This is a genomic window from Curtobacterium sp. MCBA15_001, from assembly GCF_001864835.1.
Lineage (GTDB): Bacteria > Actinomycetota > Actinomycetes > Actinomycetales > Microbacteriaceae > Curtobacterium.
Genome location: NZ_MJGI01000004.1, coordinates 20,863 through 41,352 on the forward strand (window position 1 = coordinate 20,863; position 20,490 = coordinate 41,352).

Here is a 20,490-nt window from a genome sequence, read left to right on the forward strand (position 1 = left end):
CGGGACTCGGCGCTTTCCGTCTGTCCGGGGGCCATCGGGTTCGGTTCGCGGACAAGTAGTTAGACAAACTAGTGATTCGATGACACGGTGTTCCCATGCGAACGCAGAACGACCTCCACCAGCTCCGCTCCAACCCGATGGAGTGGCGTCGACGTGGGCTGACCCCGCCGGACGTCATCCAGGCCATGGTCGAGCAACGTCTCGCCGAGCCGGGCCACAGCCCGCTCGTGGGCGACCCGAGCTACGCCGACTTCTTCCGCGGCTGATCCGCGGACGTCCCGACCTGACCGACGGGAGGCACGGTGCCAGCTGGCACCGTGCCTCCCGTCTGTCATGTGAAGGGTGACATCCGGAGGGGGTCTGTGTGTAGGCTGAGGTGGACCACCGGCCCGACGGTCGCGTGAGGTCCTCCGCCAACGTGAGGAGAACCAGATGCCCGCAGCAGTCATCATCGGCGCCCAGTGGGGTGACGAGGGCAAGGGGAAGGCCACCGACCTCCTCGGCAGCCGTATCGACTACGTCGTCAAGTTCAACGGCGGCAACAACGCCGGCCACACCGTGGTCGTCGGCGGCGAGAAGTACGCGCTGCACCTGCTGCCCTCCGGCATCCTCACCCCGGGCGTGACCCCGGTCATCGGCAACGGCGTCGTCGTCGACATCGAGGTGCTCTTCCAGGAACTCGATGCCCTCAAGGCCCGCGGGGTCGACGTCTCCAAGCTCCGCGTCTCGGCGAACGCCCACGTCATCACGCACTACCACCGCACCATCGACAAGGTGACCGAGCGCTTCCTCGGCAAGCGCCAGATCGGCACCACCGGGCGTGGCATCGGCCCGACCTACGCGGACAAGATCAACCGCGTCGGCATCCGGATCCAGGACATCTTCGACGAGAACATCCTGCGCCAGAAGGTCGAAGCCGCGCTCGACCAGAAGAACCACCTGCTGGTCAAGGTCTTCAACCGTCGCGCGATCGACGTGGACGAGGTGGTCGAGTCGCTGCTGTCGTTCGCCGACCGCCTGCGCCCGATGGTCGCCGACACCGCGCTCGAGATCCACCAGGCGCTCGAGCGGGGCGACACCGTCCTGTTCGAAGCCGGCCAGGCCACGATGCTCGACGTCGACCACGGCACCTACCCGTTCGTGACCTCTTCGTCCGCCACCGCGGGCGGGGCGGCCACGGGCTCCGGCATCGGCCCGGGCAAGCTCGAGCGCATCATCGGCATCGTCAAGGCGTACACGACCCGTGTCGGCGCCGGCCCGTTCCCGACCGAGCTGTTCGACGCGTCGGGCGAGTTCCTGCGCGCCAACGGCTTCGAGTTCGGCACCACCACCGGCCGTCCCCGCCGCTGCGGCTGGTACGACGCCCCGATCGCCCGGTACACGGCGCGCATCAACGGCGTGACGGACTTCGTGCTCACCAAGCTCGACGTCCTGACCGGGCTCGAGACCATCCCGGTCTGCGTGGCGTACGACGTCGACGGCGAGCGCGTGGAAGAAGTGCCCGTCAACCAGTCGGACTTCCACCACGCGAAGCCGATCTACCAGGAGTTCCCCGGCTGGACCGAGGACATCACCGGTGCCCGCTCGTTCGAGGACCTGCCGCAGAACGCGCAGGACTACGTGCTGGCGGTCGAGGCGATGTCCGGCGCCCGGATCTCGGCCATCGGCGTCGGCCCCGGGCGTGACGCGATCGTCGTCCGGCACGACCTGCTGGACTCCTGAGCATGCGGATCCTGTTCGTCTGCAGCGGCAACATCTGCCGGTCGCCGCTCGGCGCACAGGTCCTCCGGGCACGCCTGGGTGACGCGGCGTCGGCGTTCGACATCGAGTCGGCCGGCACGATCGCCGACGACGGTGCCGCGATGGACGGGGCGGCTGCGGCGCAGTCGTCCCGTCTCGGCGGCGACCCGTCGACCCACGCCTCGCGGTACCTGACGCCCGAGATCGTCTCCGCCGCCGACCTGGTGCTGACGGCCGAGCGCTCCCACCGTGCCGCGGTGGCGCAACTCGTCCCGAGGGCCTCGAAGCGGTCCTTCACGATCAAGCAGTTCGCGCGCGTGCTGCAGTCGCTCGAGCCTGGTGACCTGAACGACGTCACCACCCCGCAGGGACTGGTCGAACGTGTGGCTCGGCTGCGCGGGACGGTGCGGCCACCGGTCAACCCCGCGGACGACGACGTCGACGACCCGTACCGCCGCTCCGACGCCACGCACGAGCGCGTCGCCGACGAGATCGACCGCGCACTCACCGTCATCGCCGACGCCCTACGCGCCGTCGCCTGACCCGGTCGCGGCCAGTCCGGTCTGCGCTGGTGCACCGCGGTCGGATCGGGGGACATGTACCCCGATGTGCCCCGGATCGACCGCGGCGTTCCGGGTGTCGGGCGAACAAGCGATGAACGGAAGCCGTGAATCGACGGGGGTGCATGGCGCTGTCCGGGATCGACGCCCTAGGTTCGAGGTACCGCACGACGTACCCCGAACCGCGACAGGAGCACGGCCATGAGCACCACCGCCAGCACCACCACGACGCAGCGTGAACTGACCCTCGACACCGACACGGTGGACACCATCGCCGTGCTCGAGGCAGAAGCGGTCAGCAGCACCCGCCCCGCCCGCGCCAAGCTCACCTGGTCGTCGGAGTCCGAGGGGGAGTGGATCGCCAACTACGGCGGCTACTTCGGTGGCTCGGTCGACAAGCTCGGCGGCCGCTACGTCGCCTCGGACACCTTCGGCATGGTCGTCGGCGACTTCGGGTCGCTCGAGGACGCCCAGGCCAACCTGGCCGACCGCCTGCACGTCATGCTGCCCCCGGTCATCCGTCCCGTCGACTGACCCGGTCGCGACTCAGCGCGTCGACCCCGCGGTCGCGCTGAGCGCCACGGCCTGGTCGTGGGCGAGCATGCGGCCGACGATGTCCTCGAACGGCACTGTCGGGCTCCACCCCAGTGCGTCCCGGATCTTGCGGGCATCACCCCGCAGCTCGGCCGCGTCGGCGGGGCGGACGTACGCTGCATCGGTGTCGACGTGGTCCCGCCAGTCCGCGATCCCTGCAGCGGCGAACGCAGCCTGCACGAAGTCCTGGATGCTGTGTGACACCCCCGTCGCCACGACGTAGTCGTCGGGGTGATCGCTGTCCACCATCCGGACGATGGCATCTGCGAAGTCGGGAGCCCATCCCCAGTCGCGTCGCACCGTGAGGTCACCGAGGACCAGGCGGTCCTGCAGGCCGGCCGCGATGCGGGCGACCGACGACGTGATCTTCCGGGTGACGAACGTCTCGGGTCGGCGCGGTGACTCGTGGTTGAAGAGGATCGCGTTCGACGCATGGAGTCCGGCTGCGCGATGTGCCTGGACGAGCAGGTGTGCGTGCGCCTTCGCCGCCCCGTACGGGTTGACCGGAGCGATGGGCGTCCGCTCGTCCTGCGGTGACTCGGCGGACCGGCCGAACACCTCGGCGCTCGAAGCCTGCACGAAGCGCACCGGAGCGCCCTCGGCGGCCAGTCGTCCGACGGCGTGGAGCAGGTTGGCGACTGCGGTCCCGTTCACCTGGGCCGTCGCGACCGGGTTCGTCCAGGACAGCGCCACCGAGCTCATCGCCGCCAGGTTCACGACCGCGGTGGGCCGGAGCCGTTGGACGATCGCCGTGATGCGTGCGTGGTCGTCCAGGTCGGCGAGGTGTCGGTGGACGCCCGTCGGGAGCACGTCGTCGACGTCCCGCACGACTCCGTGCACCGACCAGCCTGCCCGGACCAGCTGCTCACCGAGGTAACTCCCGGTCTGGCCGGCGGCGCCGGTGACCAGAGCAGTGCGCATCAGCGGGCGCCGACGAGTCCGTGCTCGGACAGGTCCGCCGTCACCATCATCCGGACGAGGTCCGCGAAACCGACGGTGGGCTCCCAACCCAGCGTCGTCCGGGCCTTGGTGGCGTCGCCCATGAGCAGGTCGACCTCGGCCGGGCGGAGGAACCGGGCGTCCTGGGTCACGTGCCGCTGCCAGTCGGTGATCCCGACGTGCTCGAACGCGATCTCCAGGTACTCGCGGACGGAGTGGGTCTCGTTCGTCGAGACCACGTAGTCGTCCGCGGTGTCCTGCTGCACCATCCGCCACATGGCGTCGACGTAGTCGCCGGCGAATCCCCAGTCACGCTGCGCGTCGAGGTTGCCGAGCACCAGTTGGTCCTGCAGGCCGAGCGCGATGCGCGCGACCGCCGAGGAGATCTTCCGGGTGACGAACTCCGGGCCGCGCAGCGGTGACTCGTGGTTGAAGAGGATGCCGCTGGACGCGTGCATGCCGTAGGACTCGCGGTAGTTGATCGTCATGTGGTGTCCGAACGCCTTCGCCACCCCGTACGGCGAGCGCGGCCAGAGCAGGGTGGTCTCGCGTTGCGGGACCTCTTGCACGCGACCGAACATCTCCGAGCTGGACGCCTGGTAGAACCGGACCTTGCCGATGTCCGTACCGGCGTGGAGCCGGATTGCCTCGAGCAGGTTCAGGACTCCCATGCCGGTGACCTGGCTGGTCAGGTGTGCGTTCTCCCACGAGTACGCGACGAACGAGATCGCCCCGAGGTTGTAGACCTCGTCCGGTTGCGCCTGGCCGAGTGCCCGGAGGAGCGACGACTGGTCCTGCAGGTCGCCGGTGATCACGCGGACTTCCGGGGCCCAGTCGTGCAGCGCCTGGATCTTCGGGTTGTTCTGTCCCCGGACCAGGCCGAAGACCGTGTAGCCCTTCGACAGCAGGAGACGGGCCAGGTACATCCCGTCCTGTCCGGTGACGCCGGTGATCAACGCGCGTTTGGTCATGAGGGTCCTCTTCTCCGATCGCCACAGCGGCAGTGGAGAAGACCATACCATATTGAAATATCAAGTGATGGGAGAACCGCATGCCGAGGGGGCGGCCCTGCCGGTCTCCGCGATCGCGACCGGCGCGACCTGGTGACCCGGGCCTCCCGTCCGGTCCTGCCGCTCCGCGGCCACCGCAGCCCGGCGCAAAGCGACGACCGTGACGTCGTCGCCGTGCTCCACCGAACCGGACAGCGCGGTGAACCGCTCGACGACCGCCTCGGGACGCATGTCCTGGCGGGTGATCTCGACGACGTGGTCGAGGGCCTCGAGGTCGCCGCCGAACAGGTCGAGCACGCCGTCGCTGATGCAGACCAGCGTGTCCTCCGGGCCCAGGTGGGTCTCGGCGGCGAACCACTGCTCGTCCGGGTCGAGGCCGAGCCCGATCGGCAGCTGCGACGAGGCGAGGTGTTCGGCCGTCCCGTCCCGCCGCACGATGACCGTCAGCCCGTGTCCCGCGTCGACCCAGCGCAGGCGGTCGCCGTCGAGTCGGGCGTGGAAGAGCGTCGTGAACCCCGACGACGTGCCGGAGCTGGTCGGGTCGACCGCGAGCCCCTGTGACGCTCGCGTCACCGCAGCGGCCGGGTCCGCATCCGTCCGGCAGCTCCGCAGGACCGCTCGCACCGCGGCGGCCAGCAGGCCAGCCCCGACGCCCTTGCCCATCACGTCGCCCAGGGTGAGCGCCAGGCCCCCGTCGGTCTCGTACCAGTCGAGGAAGTCGCCGCCGACCGTCCTGGCCGGGAGGCACGTGCCGGCCACCGTGAACCCGGTCGCGTCCGCGAGGGGCTGGGGGAGCAGCGAGCGCTGCACCTGCGCGGCGCGTTCGATCTCCGTGCGCTGCTGCGCCTCGCGGTCGCGGGACCGCCGCAGCTGCTTCAGGTGCAGGCGCGTGAGCTGGTTCACCACGAGCGCGAGCGTGCCGTACGAGACGATCACCACGCCCAGGCGCACGAGTTCGGTCGTCGCGGCGACCTCTGAGATGTCGAAGACGAACGGCGTCAGGATCGTCACCGCGGTGCCCGCCGCTGCCAGGACGACGTTCCGTCTGGGTTCCTGGGCGGCGATCCACACCACCGGCAGGACGACGAGCGCGGTGAAGACCGACGTCGAGGTGCCCGTCGCCCAGCGCAGCAGTCCCAGCGCCAGGAAGTCGAGTGCCGGGACGAGTCCGACGAGCACCGCGACCGAGGGCCAGCGCACCGTCACCACGGCGGACCACGCCGTCGCCACGATCGTCAGCACGATGGCGACGAACAGGCCGGCCCCCTCGCGGACGCCGAGCTCGGGGACCGTCAGCGACAGGGCCGCGGCCAGTGCGACGAGCACGGCGAACGGTGCCTGCTTGACGAGCGGTGTGAGCGACCAGCGCTCGCTCCAGGTGAGTGTCGTCCGCGTCATCTGGTCCTCCAGATCCTGATCCGTGTCCTGGTGATGAACACGTGTGGGGTTCGGAGTCGACGTGAGTGTCGCTCGCTCCGGGCCGGGGGTGTCGTGCCCCCAGAGGAGGGCACATGCTGCTCGTTCAGCGCGGCCAGGTGGCGACGACCGCCACCGCGTTGAACAGCACGTGCGCCAGGATTGCGCCCCCGATGCGGCCGGTCATCGCCACCAGGGTGCCGGTGAGCAGGCCGAGCAGGAACGTCGTGACGAAGACCTCGAACCCGAGCAGCGAGGTCGCCGGGCTGCCGATCAGCAGGTGCACGAGGGCGAACAAGAACGCCGTCAGCAGCACCGCAAGGAACCGCGTGCGCGGTGTGAGCGCGTCCGCCAGGCGCCGCTGGAACAGGCCGCGGAACACCACTTCTTCCAGGAAGGGGCTGACCACGACCACACCGATCGCCGAGACGATCAGCAGTCCGACGTCCGGCGTCCCGAGTGTCGGCACCGGGGCGAGGCCAGTCGATCCCGTGAACGCGATCGACATCGCCGCGTCCACCCCGCGGCACACGATCACGATCCCGATCGCGAAGACCGCGTCGCCCCACCCCAGTCCGAGGCGCACGGCCGCCTTCGGCCAGGAGGCCCGGCGCAGCACCCACAGGGCGCCTGCGGCCAGCGGGATCCACACCGCCAGGTCCGCGGTCACCACCTGCAGGACCGGTGCCGGGATGCCGCCGCTCCGGGCGAAGCCGGTGACGAACCGCTCGAGCACGGCCGCCACGACCATCGCGATCAGCAGGACGACCAGGTCGCGGTGTCGTGCCGCTTCGACGTCGGTGGTGGTCGGCTCCGGAGCGGTGCTCATGTCGTCACCGTAGAGGACTCGGGCCCCGGAACGCGGAAAGCACCCGAGCGTGACTCATTCGTGTGACAGTATTTGCCTGCTGGTTGCTGGGAGAACCCCGGCGCGTCCGTGCAGGGGCATCGGACGAACAGGGAACCTTCGGGGAAGGCGGGCCGCGTGGAACTGCGCGACTACATCTCGGTGCTGCGCAAGGGCTGGGCACTCATCCTGGTGCTCGCGCTGGTCGGCGTCGCTGCCGCGGCCGGGTTCTCGCTGCTCAAGCAGCCGGTCTACTCCGCGTCGGCGCAGGTCTTCGTGTCGACGCAGACGTCGGGCAGCGCGAGCGACCTGGCGCAGGGGAACACCTTCACCCAGCAGCGGGTGCTGACGTACTCGAACCTCGTCACGACGCCGATCGTGCTGCTGCCAGTGATCTCGAGTCTGAAGCTCGACATGACGTCGGACCAGTTGGCGAAGCTGGTCACCGCGGATGCGCCGCTCAACACCACGCTCATCGCGATCTCGGTGAACGACACCAACGCCGCGCAGGCCGCGGACATCGCCAACGCCACCTCGCAGAGCCTGACCAACGTCGTGCAGAACATCGAGGCCACCGACGCGAACGGCGAGAGCACTGTGAAGCTCACGCGGGTGAAGGAAGCACAGGTCCCGAGCAGCCCGGTCAGCCCCAACGTCCCCGTCAACGTCGCGCTCGGTCTGCTCATCGGGCTGGCGATCGGCGTCGGCTTGGCCGTGCTCCGCGAGGCACTCGACAACCGTGTCCGCACCGAGGCCGACGTGGAGAAGATCAGCGACAAGCCGATCGTCGGTGGCATCGCCTTCGACAACAAGGCCGCCGAGCGTCCGCTCATCGTGCAGGTCGACCCGCGGAGTCCGCGTGCCGAGTCGTTCCGCACGCTCCGCACGAACCTGCAGTTCGTCGACATCGGCACCGGTGCTCGCACGTTCGTCATGACGTCCTCGGTGCAGTCCGAGGGCAAGAGCACCACGGTGGCCAACCTGGCGATCGCGCTCGACAGCGCCGGCTTCCGCGTCATCCTGATCGACGCCGACCTGCGCCGCCCACGTGTAGCCGAGTACATGGACGTCGAGAGCAACGCCGGTCTGACCGACGTGCTCATCGGCCGCGCGGCGCTCGACGACGTGGCGGCGCCCTGGGGTCGCGGCAACATGGTCGTGCTGCCAGCCGGTCCGATCCCGCCGAACCCGTCCGAGCTGCTCGGTTCCCGCGCGATGCAGGACCTCATCACCACGCTCGAGGGGCAGTTCGACTACGTGCTCTTCGACGCACCGCCGCTGCTGCCCGTCACCGATGCTGCGATCCTGGCGAAGAAGGCGTCCGGCGCGATCGTCGTGGTGGCGTCGGGCAAGACCTTGAAGGGGCAGCTGGCCGGTGCTGTCCAGTCGCTCGAGAACGTCGGCGCGCCGATCGCCGGCTTCGTCATGACGATGATGCCGACCAAGGGCCCAGGAGCCTACGGGTACGGACGCTACGGCTACGCGTACGGCTACGGAATCGACGAGGACGTGGACCGCCCCAAAGCGCCGAAGGAGCCACGACGGGGACGGCTCCGAACCGCTCGCGGCGCGGAGCGATGACGGAGAACCGGGCGTGACTTCGCCCCGGAGGCTCCGCGGCCTCGGTGGTCCACGCACTCGGCGGTCCCTCGTCGTCGTGGCGGTCGTCGTGGTCGCGCTCGTGGTGCTCGACGTCGTGATGATCGCACTCGCGCTTGCCCGCACGGCTCCGGAGTCGAACGGCACGCCGGGACCGGTTCCGACCTTCACCAGCTCGCCGATGGCGACCGCCTCGGCGACGGCGAGCTCTGCTCCGCCCACCTCCGGCAGCACCGCGGCCGCGGGGTCGACTGGGAGTCGACACATGCTCACGGCGAGCGATGCGGAGAATGCCTGGCGAGCCTCAAGCGGTTCCTGTGCTGACCGTTCGGCCACTGTGGAACGGACCACGGACGGTGGCGCCAGCTGGCAGCCTGTCGACCTGGGGGGTGACGTGCGCACAGTGCTCGCTCTCCGTGCCGACGGTGCGACCATCTCGGCGATGACGGGCACGGGCGACACCTGCACGCCCGTGGTCCGCACGTCCGTGGACGGTGGATCGACCTGGGTGGTCGCTCCGGCAGGGGCAGCCGGAGCTGCCGTAGGCCCCGACGGTCTGATCCTGTCATCAGGCGTGATCGCGTCGCCCTGCGGCGCTCCGAGGGAGGTGTACCAGGGGCAGTACACCACGGCAGTCGTCTGTACGGAGTCCGTCGAATGGCGACGCGGAGCCGGCGCGTGGGTGTCGGTGCCGGTCGACGGCGTCCGGTCGCTGGCCGACGCCGGCGACGCGTACACGATCGCCCGATCGGGTGTCAGTGGATGTGTCGGAGTCCGCGTCGACTCGATGCGGGCGACCGGTGTGACGCCCGAGACCTCCACGACGCAGCTGGGTTGCGCGGCTGGGATCGAGCCCGGCGACGAGGTCGTGGTTGCTCGCGCCGCGCAAGCCGTGTGGCTGTGGGCGGGGGATGACGTGCGAGTGTCCACCGACGGGGGAGTGACCTGGTGACGCAGGAGCCCGGCCTGGCCGCTGAGCGGAGCCCTGCATCGGTTCGGGACCCGGGCGACGAGTGGAGCCGCACCTACGCGCGTCGCGTGCTCTTCACCGACTTCCTGGTCCTGGTCTGGGTCGTGTTCGGCGTCCAGATCGCGTGGCTCGGGATCGACTCCCGACTCGCGACGAACCAGAGCGAACTCCGTCTCAGCTACACCGGTATCTCGATCATCGTCATCCTGGTGTGGTTGGCCGCACTCGCGGTGTACGACACCAGAGGTGCCCGCGTGATCGGTCTCGGCAGTTCCGAGTACCGCCTCGTCGCGGACTCGAGCGCCCGGGTGTTCGGCCTGATCGCCATCGCGGCCTTCCTGCTCAACGTGGACCTCGCGCGTGGGTACGTGCTGATCGCCTTCCCGATCGGCATCCTCGTCCTGCTCGTCTCTCGCTGGATGTGGCGGCAGTGGTTGGTCGCGAAGCGGCGGAGTGGTGATTACTCGGCACGCGTCCTCCTCGTCGGATCGACCGCGAGCGTGCTCCACATCGCAGGGGAGCTCACGAGGACACCCGCGGCGGGTTACCGCGTCCTCGGCGCGGTGGTCTCGTCCGGGATCCGAGGGGTCATCCCGGGTTCGACCATCCGCGGACACGGGGGCTTCGATGACATCCTCCAGGCTGTTGACGAGACCGGTGCCGACACCATCGTCATCACCAGTGCTGATGACCTGCCGCCGGAACGAGTCCGTCAGCTGAGCTGGGCCCTCGAGCCGGGTGAGCAGCACCTGGTCGTCGCGCCGAGCCTGACCGACATCGGCGGGCCGAGGATCCACACCCGTCCCGTGCAGGGACTCCCACTCATCCACGTGGAGACCCCGACGTACGGTGGTCGGCGTCGCTACACGAAGCGCGCGCTGGACATCGTCGGCTCGGCGGTGTTGATCATCGTCCTGTCCCCGGCGTTTGCGCTCCTCGCTCTGTTGGTGAAGTGCACCTCACCCGGTCCGGTGCTGTTTCGACAGGAACGGGTCGGTCTCAACGGGCAACCGTTCGACATGATCAAGTTCCGGTCGATGGTGGTCGACGCCGAAGCGCGTCTCCAGGAGCTCAGCGCCCTCGATCGCGCCGAGGGCAACGACGTCCTCTTCAAGATGCGAGCGGATCCGAGGATCACCACGGTCGGCGCGTTCATGCGCCGATTCAGTCTGGACGAGCTGACACAGCTCTTCAACGTGCTCGCCGGCAACATGTCGTTGGTCGGGCCACGACCACCACTCCGGCGCGAGGTCGATCGGTACGACGTCCACGTGCATCGCCGGTTCCTGGTCAAGCCCGGGATGACCGGCTTGTGGCAGGTCAGCGGCAGGTCCGACCTGTCGTGGGAGGACTCGGTGCGACTCGACCTTTACTACGTGGAGAACTGGTCGATGATGGGCGACCTCGTGCTGTTGTGGCGGACCGCTCGGGCCGTTGTGAGCTCGTCAGGGGCGTACTGACGCACGCGCCGATTCACCGGTCCTGGGTCCCGACAGACGTCGCCCCAGCCGTATCGACGGGATCTCGACGACCCGGTGCAGCACCCACGCCACGAGCAAGGAAGCGAGGATGACGACGGGGAACGCCACCGCGGCTGGGGCCTCTACCCGGCGAACCACCTCGATCACCGAAGCGTGCGCGAGGTACAGAGCGTAACTGATCGACCCCAGCCAGAGGACCAAAGGGTGAACCGCTCGGGCCCGCAGCGCCAAGAACCCGAGGAAGAGTACGACTCCGACGGCGTGGGAGAGATTAAACCCGAACGGACCCCAGGCGAGATCCGTCGTTGCCTGCGACGAGAGCAGCGGGATGCTCAAGGCTGGGACAATGACGAGAACGCTCACGGCGTACCCTATCCACGCCCGCGAGGGCCCTTGGTCTCGTAGCTACAGGCTGTAGCCGCACGATGCGAAGAACAGCATGAGCGGGACGATGGCCGTGTACGTGGTCTGGCGTGTCGCATTCGACAGTGCCATGACGCCGTAGAGCGCAAGCCACACCTAGCCGAGGTACACAGAGCCCCGAAGGACATTCGCTTGCTTCGCGACCGCGGTCTGCACGTAGAAGAGGAGCTCAGCGCCGAGTGTCCACGCGGGCCCGAGGATACCGACGAGACCGGGGATGGCACCCTGGAGCATCGTGACGTTGACGGCGATGACGAAGAGGCTGTAGCTCGATGACGGATCGGTGTCCGGCAGATCGACCAGGACCCAGATGATCGTCGCGAGCCAGTAGATCGGGGAGAGGCGCCAGAAGCGTCGGATCGCGAACGTCCGCACCGGCTGGTGCGACAAGGTGAGCCCGATCACATAGCCGCTGACCATGAAGAAGGCCACGATCCCGACCCGACCGATGTTCACGGTGTCGATGGACCACTGCGTGTATCCCGGTACCCAGGCTTCCGCCGTGTGCTCGATCACGACGAGGAACGCCGCTACTCCTCGGATGCCGTCCAGGAACTCCAAACGGCCCCGTCGATACGCGGAACTGCCGACCCGTGCTTCCCCAATGAGACCCCCTCATGAAAGATAACATGAGGGGTCCTTCATCGTGAGTGTTCGGCAACTGTGCGCTCGCGGCCGTCATCTCAGGACCGGAGCGCGACCTCTTCGGTTGCTGGCAGCGACCCCGCTGGGTCTGTCTTGGATCGGACCCTGCGCGTGAACAGGAGCCCGATGGAGACGGCGAAGATCAGACGATCGAGGTTCCCCATCGGGCTGAAGAGGAGATCCCAACCTCCAGCGAGCGTGGCGAAGGCAAGGAGCGCCCCGCCGGTCCGGATGGTGGACAGGGCCAACGGCAGTGACGCGAGCAGCAGCAACGCGATCGTCGCGACCAGCAGCACTCCGCCGATCCCGAAGTGGTACCAGAGGTCTGCAGTCATCGAGTGGAGGTCGACGCGCGCACCGAAGACGTCCACGAGGAAGTAGCTCGACGAGTAGTCACCTCCCACGCTCTGCACCTGCGTGATCGCCTCACGTGCGAGTCCGCCGTTGGTCACCTCGCCGATGCCGAATCCCCAGGGATGCGACGAGAAGAGCTGCAGTGTGGCTGCCCACTCCGTGCGCGCTGCTTCGACCCAGGACCGGCCGCCGACGAACTGGTTCTGGGTCCGGAGGGCGATTGCTCGGCCCAACAGACCCGACTGCATCGCGAGGATCGCCCCGCGTGCGAGCAGCAACAGCGCACCGACTGCCAGGAGGCTCCAACGAATCGGATGGCGTGCGAATGCCTGGCGTACTGACGGTCCGACGAAGGTCGCAACCACCGTCAACATCGCGACGAGCGCCATGTACCGCGCATCGTTGATCGCGCTGAGAACGGCAGAGACGACGAGGACGCCGCGGGTGAAGAGCATCGACCGGTCCCAGACGAGTGCGAGCACGAGGAGCGTCACGTAGACGCCCAGGCTGCCTTTCCACGCGAGCGGTTCGTTGAGCACAGCGCTGATGATCCCGCTCGTGGCAAGCACGATCGCAACGCCCCTGATGGACAGCGCCCTCCCGGCCCAGAGGATGAAGGCGACGAGGAGAGGGATGCACAGCAGCCAAGCGCACAGCGTCACCGCTACGAAGGCGGTTCCGGGTCGGCCTGCCGTCGCTGGTGTGTAGGCGGCCGTGAAGAAGCCGGAGACGAACGCGCAGAGCCCGGCCCCGGCAAGGAGCAACAGTCGTTTGTCTCGTCGACCGTCGCGGACGACGAGAGGACTCAGTGCAAGTGCCAGGAGCAGTCCTGGCGCCGGGAACAGTGAGGTTCCGGGGATCTTCACGAGCGCGACGACCAGGAACAGGCCCATCAACCACGGGGGCGATGTGGCGGCTCCGGGGATCTGCGCGACAGTCGGTGCAAGCGGTCGAGCCGCTGTTCGTTCGCTCATGTCACCGTCCTTCATCGGAGCTCGCGAGGAGTCGAGCTGGAACTCCACCCACGGTTTCCAGTGCACCCACAGTCTGCGTCACGACGGCTCCGGCGGCCACGATGGCACCGCGGCCGATCGTCACGCCCGGCATGATCGTCGCACGTGCTCCGATCCAAGCGCCGTCCTCGACCACGATCGGGCGGGAGATCTCGTCCCCGGCGCGCTGTTCGGCCGACCCGATCTCGTGGGAACCCGTGACGAACAGGACCTGCATCCCTATCCGGACGTTCTTCCCGACTGTGATCGGTGCGGACCCGTCGAAGAAGCACCCGTAGTTGATGAACGTGCCCTTCCCGATGGCGATGTTCCGTGCGCCGAAGAAGCACCGCGCCTGGATGAAGCACCGTTCGACCTGCATCCCGGCAGCTCGGAGGAGGCGCCAGCGCTCCCGCGGCGGGACCGCGCTGCTGGCGATCACGCCGTTCAGCGAGGCGTCACGAGCCGCACGCTTGAGTTCCTTCGTGAGTCCCAGGATCGCGCTCAATCTCGTCTCGATTCCATGTCGGGCTGCGGGCGGGTCTGACGTCGGAAGATCATCGCACCGACGATGAACTTCACGAGGGCCATCGCGACGAGTGCGGCGATCAGACCGTTGAGGCCCAGCGTCAGGGTGAACGTGAGTTGGACGGCGAGGTCGACAGCGACCACTACGAGCCGGATCCGGTGCGGAACACGGGAATCCGCGTTGAAACGGAGCAGGAGGAGCGCGGTGTCGAGGACGAGGTTGCCCGCCAAGGCTGCTCCGACCGGCACCAGGAAGGGCGCCGTGTGACCGTACGTGGGACCAGCGACCCCGGTCGCGGCGACCAGCCACCCGACTAGACCGGACAGGACAACGCCGCCGAGTCCACTGATGATCCACAGGGAGGCGATGCGCGGCCGACGAGACCCGCTCTTCGATCCGAGATCGCTCATCTTCACGAGGAGCAGCGGCGTCAGGGCCTGGATGATGCTGAAGACCGGGGCGAAGACGACCGAGTAGGCCAAGCGGATCCCCGCGGTGGCCGCGGGCACCGCGACGAGGAAGATGATGAGGATGCCGAGTTGTGACCCGAGTGCCGAGTAGAGCGCTTCGCCCGAGATCCGGAGCGACGTCCCAGTCACCTCCGGGACCCTCCTCGCCGTCCGCGGAAGCCGCGAGCTCGCGAGCCAAGAGAGGGAACACGCGATCGCGAGGCCGATCATCCAGACCACGACGACCGGTGATCCGGGGAGCGCCACGGACAGGGTGACTGCGAGCAGGCTCGCGGCGGCGTACGGCAGCGCACCGAGGATCGCGGACGCGAACCGTCCCCGGAGCGTCAGCAGGTAGTGCGGTCCGTCCGCGAGCACGACGAGCGCCGCCAGCGCGGTCAGGACGAAGTCAGGGCGGTCCGAGCCGAGGGCGAGCCAACCGCCACTCGCGAGCACAGCGGCGGCGGCGAACGCGACCGATGTCCACGCGACGGACCGAGACGAGAGGGCCTCCGTGACGCTGATCCCGGCTCTGGCTCCCGCGACGATCCGACCGTCCATGGCGAAGGCCCGCGAACATGCGGCGGCGATGACCCCGATCGAGGTCACGACCGTCAGGCTCGCGAACTCCGATGTGCCGAGGACGTGGCTCGAGGTCAGCGTGAACAGGAAGAACGCGACCGACCAGGACCCCTGGTCCACGAGACGGAGTGCGATCGGATGGGCGACTGCCCCGCGGACGCGGGCGACGATGGTCACCTGGGGCTCCGATGGGCGGCTGCGCGGTCGAGCAACTCCCGCTCCTTGTCGATGAGCCGCGTCTCGCTCCAGACACCGCTCGGACGTCGGGGCAGTCGCGCCGCATCGACGATCGCGGACGCAATGGTCTGGCTGGTCCGCGGCACGTCGGTACCGATCGTGATCCCCGGTGCCCCTGCGAACTCGAGGACGGCGGCGGCTCCCGTCCCAGCGAAGGCCACCACGGGGAGACCCACGGCGGTGGCTTCGCCCACGACTCCGGACCCGCCTTCGCGCGCTGAGAGGTGGATGAGGACGTCCGCCTTGGTCATCTCCTCGACCACGATCTCCCTCGGTACCTGGCCGATGAACGTCACCCGGTCCATCACGCCGAGCTGTTCAGCGAGTTGCCGGAGCGTGTTGTCCTGCCCGGGTGCCGGCTTCCCGGCGACACGCAGCGACGCGCGGCTCAGCTCGGGGTGCGCCAGCGCGGAGATCGCGAGTTCGAACCGTTTGAGGGGAACCAGGTTCCCCACGCAGAGCAGCCGCAGCCTGCCCAGGTCGACCGGGGGTCGATCGGTCGTTCCTGCGGCATTGATCGGTCGCGTGTTCGGGAACACCTCGGCCTTGCCGCCCGCCCGGCGAACTCGTCGCGCGAGGACTTCCGAGGTCGTCAGCGTGAGGTCGACCTTCCTGGTGGAACGCCGAGCGGACCACCAGCTCAGCAGATCGCGCAGACGCTGGACGAGGTACCGCTTCCGCCAGTCGGCGGGCCGTGGCGGAAAGAGGTACGCGTCCGCTCGGCCAGTGGACCCGACGGGCCCCCACACCGAGTAGGCACTCGGCGGAAGCCAGGTGATCGGAGGCGCGAGGAGCTCGCTCGCGAAGGTGACGTGGCGGGCGAGGACGATGTCCTCGACTGCGACCGCGCGCCGGACAGCAGCGGGTGTCCGCCAAGCCCAGACGATGTGTTCGATCCTCGTCATCCGGTGGTGCCCGAGGAAGGCGAGGAAGCGAGGTTCGGGTGGACTCACGATCGTCAGTCGCGTCGAGTCGATGCCGGTCGATCGGAGCCGGTCAGAGGTCGCTGAGCGGGACCGCTGGTTCATGACGGCCACGACGTGCAGGTCTCGTTCCTCCGCCACCGCCAGCCAGCCGGTGACGTACTCCCACCCGATGGTCGGTTCACTCGGGAGCCGAGGGTCGCTCGCGAAGGCCGTGACGAGGACGACCGGCACTCTCGAATGGCTCACCGGTCGGCCTTGAGCAGAGCTGCACTGTAGGAGCGGAGGCTCCGGGCTGCCGCGTCCCTCGGGCCTCGTCGTGCCGCCGCGACAGCCGCTCGGGACGCCAGACCTCCCGCAACGACGACCGTCCAGAGCAGCGCACCGAACGGCAGCCGACGGAGGTCGGTGGTGTAGAACTCGCGGAGGTTCAACACCCATGCTGGGTTCGTGGACATGGAGTGCGTGCTGTCGCTGCCACCCACGAGGTGCTTCGCTCGCGATTCCGGGACGAGCCAGACATTGCGACCGGACAACCCGATTCGATGGCAGAACTCGATGTCCTCCGCGTACATGAACCAGCGCTCTGACAAGCCACGGAGTTCCCGCCAGGTCGACATCGGCACGACCAGAACTGCGCCCGTCGCCCACTCGACGCGACGAGCTGCCGTCGCTTGCGACGGCAGTAGGTAGTGACCCTCCAGCGCTCCGACCCGCCGCGCGATGCGCGAGAGTCCCGAGTAGTGCGTCAACATCCGCCAGATCGTGGGCATCCGTCCGGCGGAGACGATCCGCTGCGGTGCTGGTTGTTCGATGAACGGTGCCACGACGTCGCGGGGATGATCCGCCGAGGCGCGCATCAGGACCGCGAGGTCGACGTCGCTGATCGTGGCGTCGGGGTTGAACAGCATGAGCGTTGCGCCACGAGCCCGCTCCGATGCGCGGTTGACGGCTCGAGCGAAACCGATGTTCTCGTCGCCCTCGATCAGGTCGATGCCGGGGTGCTTCGACCTGATGAGGTCCGGAGTGCCGTCCGTCGACGCGTTGTCGAACACGATCACCTGGGTGCGTGGTCGTGCGGCGAGCAGCGCGAGGTTCTCGGAGAGGACATGCCGGCTGTTGAAGGTCACGATCACGACCGAGAGCTCGATGTGCGTCGTCGCCTCAGCCATCGCTGCTCCCAGCCGATCCGGACCGAGGACCCCGGTCGCGCGCCGGGACGCCGGCGACGATGCGGAACGGTGCAACGTCCTTCGTCACGATCGAGCCCGCAGCGATCACCGCACCCGTTCCGATCGAGACGCCCTTGAGGATCGTTGCCCCGGCTCCGATCCAGACGTCGTCCCCGATCGTGATGGGCTGGCGTCGTGAGCCTTGCTGCCGGATGAGCGCGTTCGGGTCGGCGAACACGTGGTCCTCGCTGATGAGGGTGACGTTGGGTCCGAGGAGGCAGTCCGCGCCGATCGTGACCCCACCCTGTCCCCAGATGAGGTTCCCGGCTCCGACCGCAGTTCGATCACCGATCAGGATGTGCTCGCCGGGCTCACTGACGACCCCGCTCCCTAGCAGACGGGCGCCGGGGCCGACGGTGACGTTCGCGCCGAGGGAGACCCCTCGCCGACAGAACGCGTCGATCACGACGCCGTCCCCGAGCGCGACGCCGGCACCGATCCGCAGACGGCCGACGTTGCGGATCTTCACGCGAGCACCTCGGAACCGAAGCCCTGCTCGCTCTGACCGGCGGGGGAGTGAGATGCCGCGGAACGCGTCGAGTCCCTTGTCCAGGACCAACCTGCCGACGACCGGTGCCGGGAGGTCTGCCGGGAGCGGACGGCCTCGAAGCCGCTCGTAGACACTGGCGATGATCTGCATGTCAGCTCGCTGCTGCCTCTCGAGCGGTCTCGACCAGCCGGGTCCAGCTGGTCCGTTCTGGGGGGAGTGCCGTCTGCGTCCGGCGGGCTGCGGTCAGGAGCGTCATCATCGTCCGACCGATCTCGGCGACGTCTCGAGGTGGTGCATAGGTCGCAGCCGCTCCGAGCGTCTCGCGGAACACCGGTCGGTCGCTCACCAGCACCGGCGCCCCCAAGCTGACTGCCTCGATCGGTGGCAGACCCCAACCTTCATCGAGCGACATGAAGACGAACAGCCTGCAGTGCTCGTAGAGCCAACGGAGTTGAGCGTCCGAGACCCCGCCGAGGAACTGTACCGAGCCGCTCGCCACGCTCGCGAGGACGGCCTCCGAGAGGTGTTCTTCCCGCCCTGACGCTTCGCCGACGACGATGAGTGGTCGCTCGACGGTGGCAGCACCGGAACCGACGGCCGCTTCGATCGTCGTCGCGAGGTTCTTCCGGACGTTGAGCCGGCCGACCGCCAGCAGGAAGCGGTCGGGGATCAGCCCGTCGACGGGTTCCGCTGGAGCGCGACCGGTCAGGGCCGCCGCGATGCCGAGCCCGACGGGATCGACAGCTGAGACGCCCGGGTTGTGCGCGAGGATCCGGTTGGCCTCGTTGGCCGAACTCGTCATCACCGTGGTCGCCCTCGTCAGGAGCATCGGTATCAATGAAAGGTAGAGCCGTTCCGACCGTGTGAACCACCGCGGGTTCGTCTGGAAGAGCACGTCATGGACGAAGACCGCGGACGGCACACGTTTCGAGAGCGGAGCGAAGTTCTGCGTCACGACGAGGTCCGCGCCCGAACGGCGGGCGACACGCGGCAGCGTCACGGCGTTGACCAACGGGTGCAGGCGCAGCGACGTCCCGACAACGGTCGCACTGGTGAACTCCGCTGCGACGTCGGCCACATGCTGGTCGTGGACGACCAACACGAGATCGTCTCCCGGGTGCTCCCGAAGCCACGCGGCCACCATCTCGCGCACGACCATGCGGCCGGACGGAGGGCCGTCGGGCAGCCAGAGCGCGTCGACCACGACCCTCATCCGGTCGGCCCTCGACGGAGCTCCTCGAGAGCGTTCGAGTACGCAGCGCCTACGCGTTCCCACGTGTACTCCGTTCGGGCTCGAGCTCGAGCGGCCGCGCTCAACGCCTCCTGCTGATCGGCCGACGCCAACACGGCGCTGATGGCGGCGACGATGCTCCGAGCGTCGGGTTGGACGAAGACGCCGGTGTCGCCGAGTACCTCGCGGGTGTACACCGTGTCCCGTGCCACCGTCGGTGCTCCGGAGGCCATTGCCTGCACGAGAGCGGGATTGGTGCCGCCGACGCTGTGGCCATGGAAGTAGGCCCCCGCGTCCTCCCACAGGCGGTGGAGGTATGCATCGTCCCGGACGTGCCCGAGCCAGTGCACCCTGGGATGGGTGGCACTCAGGCGCTTCGCTGCCTCGTCGATGGGTCCGCCGTACCCTGACGAACCGACGATGACGACGTCGTGGTGTTCCGCGAGTTCCGGAGCGGCTTCGAGGAACTCCTCGATGGTGTTCTCCGGGACGAGCCGCGCAACGACGAGCACGTACCGGCGCCGTTCGAAGGGGATCGAGGATGCCGGTGCCGGTGTGAAGTCGCCGCCGTACGGGATGAAGACGCTCGCGCGGCGGTACCTGCGCTTCCAGTGGTCGCCGAGGGCGCGGGCATCCACCACGAGGCGATCGGCGAACTTGCCGGTCATCCACGCGCCTGCTCGGAAGACTGCCTTCGCGAGTGCGCCCCACTTGGCGCGTTCCCACTCGATGCCGTCGACGTTGACGATCACTCGGATGCCTCGGAGTTTCAGGAGCGGGAGCCATGGGCCGTTGGCCACGTTCATGACGAGTGCGACATCGGGCTTCTTCCACACGGCGTGCAGCACCGCGGTCAAGCCGTACGTCAGGGTGCTCGCCGACTTCCGATCCCAACCGAAGGTCGTCACGCGACGAACGCGTGGGTCCGTGTCGGTGGTCACCGTCGTCCCCGGGCGCCCGTACACCGTGACGTCCCACCCATCGTCCGCCAAGCGCGGCGCGACATGACGGACAGCGGTCTCGAAGCCTCCGTAGTAACTGGGGTACCCCCGCGTACCGATGATCGCAACCGATCTTGCTCTCGTCTTCGCCAACGATCCCCTCGGTTCCGCGGTCCGGACAGGATCCGACCGCTCGCAGCAGGATGACCATAACGCACGCGTGCACAACCGTCTCGATGTGGCTCACCGGCTTCCGCGAAGACGTGCGCTCATCGCGCGCCCGTCGCTGCCGAGTCGTTCAGCTCA

The 20,490-nt window shown here is 68.4% G+C and carries 20 protein-coding genes; 6 read left to right on the plus strand and 14 right to left on the minus strand.

What is annotated here, in order from left to right:
* Positions 1-95 precede the first annotated feature (95 nt).
* The 4 genes from BIU90_RS18555 (at position 96) to BIU90_RS01525 (ending at position 2,834) form a co-directional block, all read left to right on the plus strand.
* The gene (locus BIU90_RS18555) at positions 96-266 is read left to right on the plus strand and encodes a hypothetical protein (RefSeq protein ID WP_175470107.1); all 171 of its coding nucleotides are present in this window, start codon (positions 96-98) and stop codon (positions 264-266) included.
* 166 nt (positions 267-432) lie between these two features.
* The gene (locus tag BIU90_RS01515) at positions 433-1,722 is read left to right on the plus strand and encodes an adenylosuccinate synthase (protein WP_071298485.1); all 1,290 of its coding nucleotides are present in this window, start codon (positions 433-435) and stop codon (positions 1,720-1,722) included.
* Positions 1,723-1,724: 2 nt separating this feature from the next.
* Positions 1,725-2,282, plus strand: coding sequence for a hypothetical protein (locus BIU90_RS01520; RefSeq protein WP_071298486.1), 558 nt, complete (start codon positions 1,725-1,727; stop codon positions 2,280-2,282).
* A gap of 219 nt (positions 2,283-2,501) precedes the next feature.
* Entirely contained in the window at positions 2,502-2,834 is a 333-nt protein-coding gene (locus BIU90_RS01525; RefSeq protein WP_071298487.1) for a hypothetical protein, read from the plus strand.
* A gap of 12 nt (positions 2,835-2,846) precedes the next feature.
* On the opposite strand, the gene BIU90_RS01530 is transcribed toward BIU90_RS01525, so the two are convergent.
* The 4 genes from BIU90_RS01530 to BIU90_RS01545 all read right to left on the minus strand — a co-directional run bounded on the left by BIU90_RS01530 (position 2,847) and on the right by BIU90_RS01545 (position 7,088).
* Positions 2,847-3,815 (minus strand): GDP-mannose 4,6-dehydratase, encoded by a 969-nt coding sequence (locus tag BIU90_RS01530; protein WP_071298488.1) that lies wholly within the window; start codon positions 3,813-3,815, stop codon positions 2,847-2,849.
* A complete protein-coding gene (locus BIU90_RS01535) occupies positions 3,815-4,804 on the minus strand; it encodes a GDP-mannose 4,6-dehydratase (RefSeq protein ID WP_071298489.1) in 990 nt (329 codons plus the stop codon). Before BIU90_RS01535 ends, BIU90_RS01530 begins: the two co-directional genes overlap by 1 nt.
* 60 nt (positions 4,805-4,864) lie before the next feature.
* Positions 4,865-6,241, minus strand: a complete 1,377-nt coding sequence (locus BIU90_RS01540) for a PP2C family protein-serine/threonine phosphatase (protein WP_071298490.1) — start codon at positions 6,239-6,241, stop codon at positions 4,865-4,867.
* 124 nt (positions 6,242-6,365) lie between these two features.
* Positions 6,366-7,088: a CPBP family intramembrane glutamic endopeptidase gene (locus BIU90_RS01545; protein ID WP_071298491.1), complete on the minus strand. Its 723-nt coding sequence runs from the start codon at positions 7,086-7,088 to the stop codon at positions 6,366-6,368.
* Positions 7,089-7,244: 156 nt separating this feature from the next.
* Here BIU90_RS01545 and BIU90_RS01550 point away from each other — a divergent pair, with 156 nt between their 5' ends.
* Both BIU90_RS01550 and BIU90_RS01560 read left to right on the plus strand, forming a co-directional pair.
* Positions 7,245-8,687 carry a polysaccharide biosynthesis tyrosine autokinase gene (locus BIU90_RS01550; RefSeq protein WP_071298492.1) on the plus strand — a complete coding sequence of 481 codons (1,443 nt, stop codon included), beginning with the start codon at positions 7,245-7,247 and terminating at the stop codon, positions 8,685-8,687.
* A 966-nt stretch (positions 8,688-9,653) separates the two neighbouring features.
* A complete protein-coding gene (locus tag BIU90_RS01560) occupies positions 9,654-11,135 on the plus strand; it encodes a sugar transferase (RefSeq protein WP_254786904.1) in 1,482 nt (493 codons plus the stop codon).
* Here BIU90_RS01560 and BIU90_RS17775 read toward each other — a convergent pair.
* The 10 genes from BIU90_RS17775 to BIU90_RS01605 form a co-directional block, all read right to left on the minus strand.
* A complete protein-coding gene (locus BIU90_RS17775; RefSeq protein WP_083403594.1) occupies positions 11,121-11,519 on the minus strand; it encodes a hypothetical protein in 399 nt (132 codons plus the stop codon). The two genes, BIU90_RS01560 and BIU90_RS17775, sit on opposite strands and share 15 nt — an antisense overlap.
* Positions 11,520-11,675: 156 nt before the next feature.
* Positions 11,676-12,140: an acyltransferase gene (locus BIU90_RS17780; protein ID WP_175470108.1), complete on the minus strand. Its 465-nt coding sequence runs from the start codon at positions 12,138-12,140 to the stop codon at positions 11,676-11,678.
* A 122-nt stretch (positions 12,141-12,262) separates the two neighbouring features.
* On the minus strand, positions 12,263-13,552 hold the full coding sequence (locus BIU90_RS01570; RefSeq protein WP_217640885.1) for a hypothetical protein: 1,290 nt from the start codon (positions 13,550-13,552) through the stop codon (positions 12,263-12,265).
* Position 13,553: 1 nt separating this feature from the next.
* A complete protein-coding gene (locus BIU90_RS01575) occupies positions 13,554-14,078 on the minus strand; it encodes a DapH/DapD/GlmU-related protein (protein WP_071298496.1) in 525 nt (174 codons plus the stop codon).
* On the minus strand, positions 14,075-15,307 hold the full coding sequence (locus BIU90_RS01580) for a hypothetical protein (RefSeq protein ID WP_071298497.1): 1,233 nt from the start codon (positions 15,305-15,307) through the stop codon (positions 14,075-14,077). Before BIU90_RS01580 ends, BIU90_RS01575 begins: the two co-directional genes overlap by 4 nt.
* Positions 15,304-16,539, minus strand: coding sequence for a glycosyltransferase family 4 protein (locus tag BIU90_RS01585; protein WP_175470109.1), 1,236 nt, complete (start codon positions 16,537-16,539; stop codon positions 15,304-15,306). The genes BIU90_RS01580 and BIU90_RS01585 overlap by 4 nt, the downstream gene beginning before the upstream one ends.
* Positions 16,536-17,462 carry a glycosyltransferase gene (locus BIU90_RS01590; RefSeq protein ID WP_071298499.1) on the minus strand — a complete coding sequence of 309 codons (927 nt, stop codon included), beginning with the start codon at positions 17,460-17,462 and terminating at the stop codon, positions 16,536-16,538. Before BIU90_RS01590 ends, BIU90_RS01585 begins: the two co-directional genes overlap by 4 nt.
* Positions 17,455-17,991 (minus strand): DapH/DapD/GlmU-related protein, encoded by a 537-nt coding sequence (locus tag BIU90_RS01595; protein WP_217640886.1) that lies wholly within the window; start codon positions 17,989-17,991, stop codon positions 17,455-17,457. The genes BIU90_RS01590 and BIU90_RS01595 overlap by 8 nt, the downstream gene beginning before the upstream one ends.
* Before the next feature lie 172 nt (positions 17,992-18,163).
* Positions 18,164-19,225, minus strand: a complete 1,062-nt coding sequence (locus BIU90_RS01600; RefSeq protein ID WP_083403598.1) for a glycosyltransferase family 1 protein — start codon at positions 19,223-19,225, stop codon at positions 18,164-18,166.
* The gene (locus BIU90_RS01605) at positions 19,222-20,412 is read right to left on the minus strand and encodes a glycosyltransferase (RefSeq protein WP_368086266.1); all 1,191 of its coding nucleotides are present in this window, start codon (positions 20,410-20,412) and stop codon (positions 19,222-19,224) included. The genes BIU90_RS01600 and BIU90_RS01605 overlap by 4 nt, the downstream gene beginning before the upstream one ends.
* Positions 20,413-20,490: the final 78 nt, after the last annotated feature.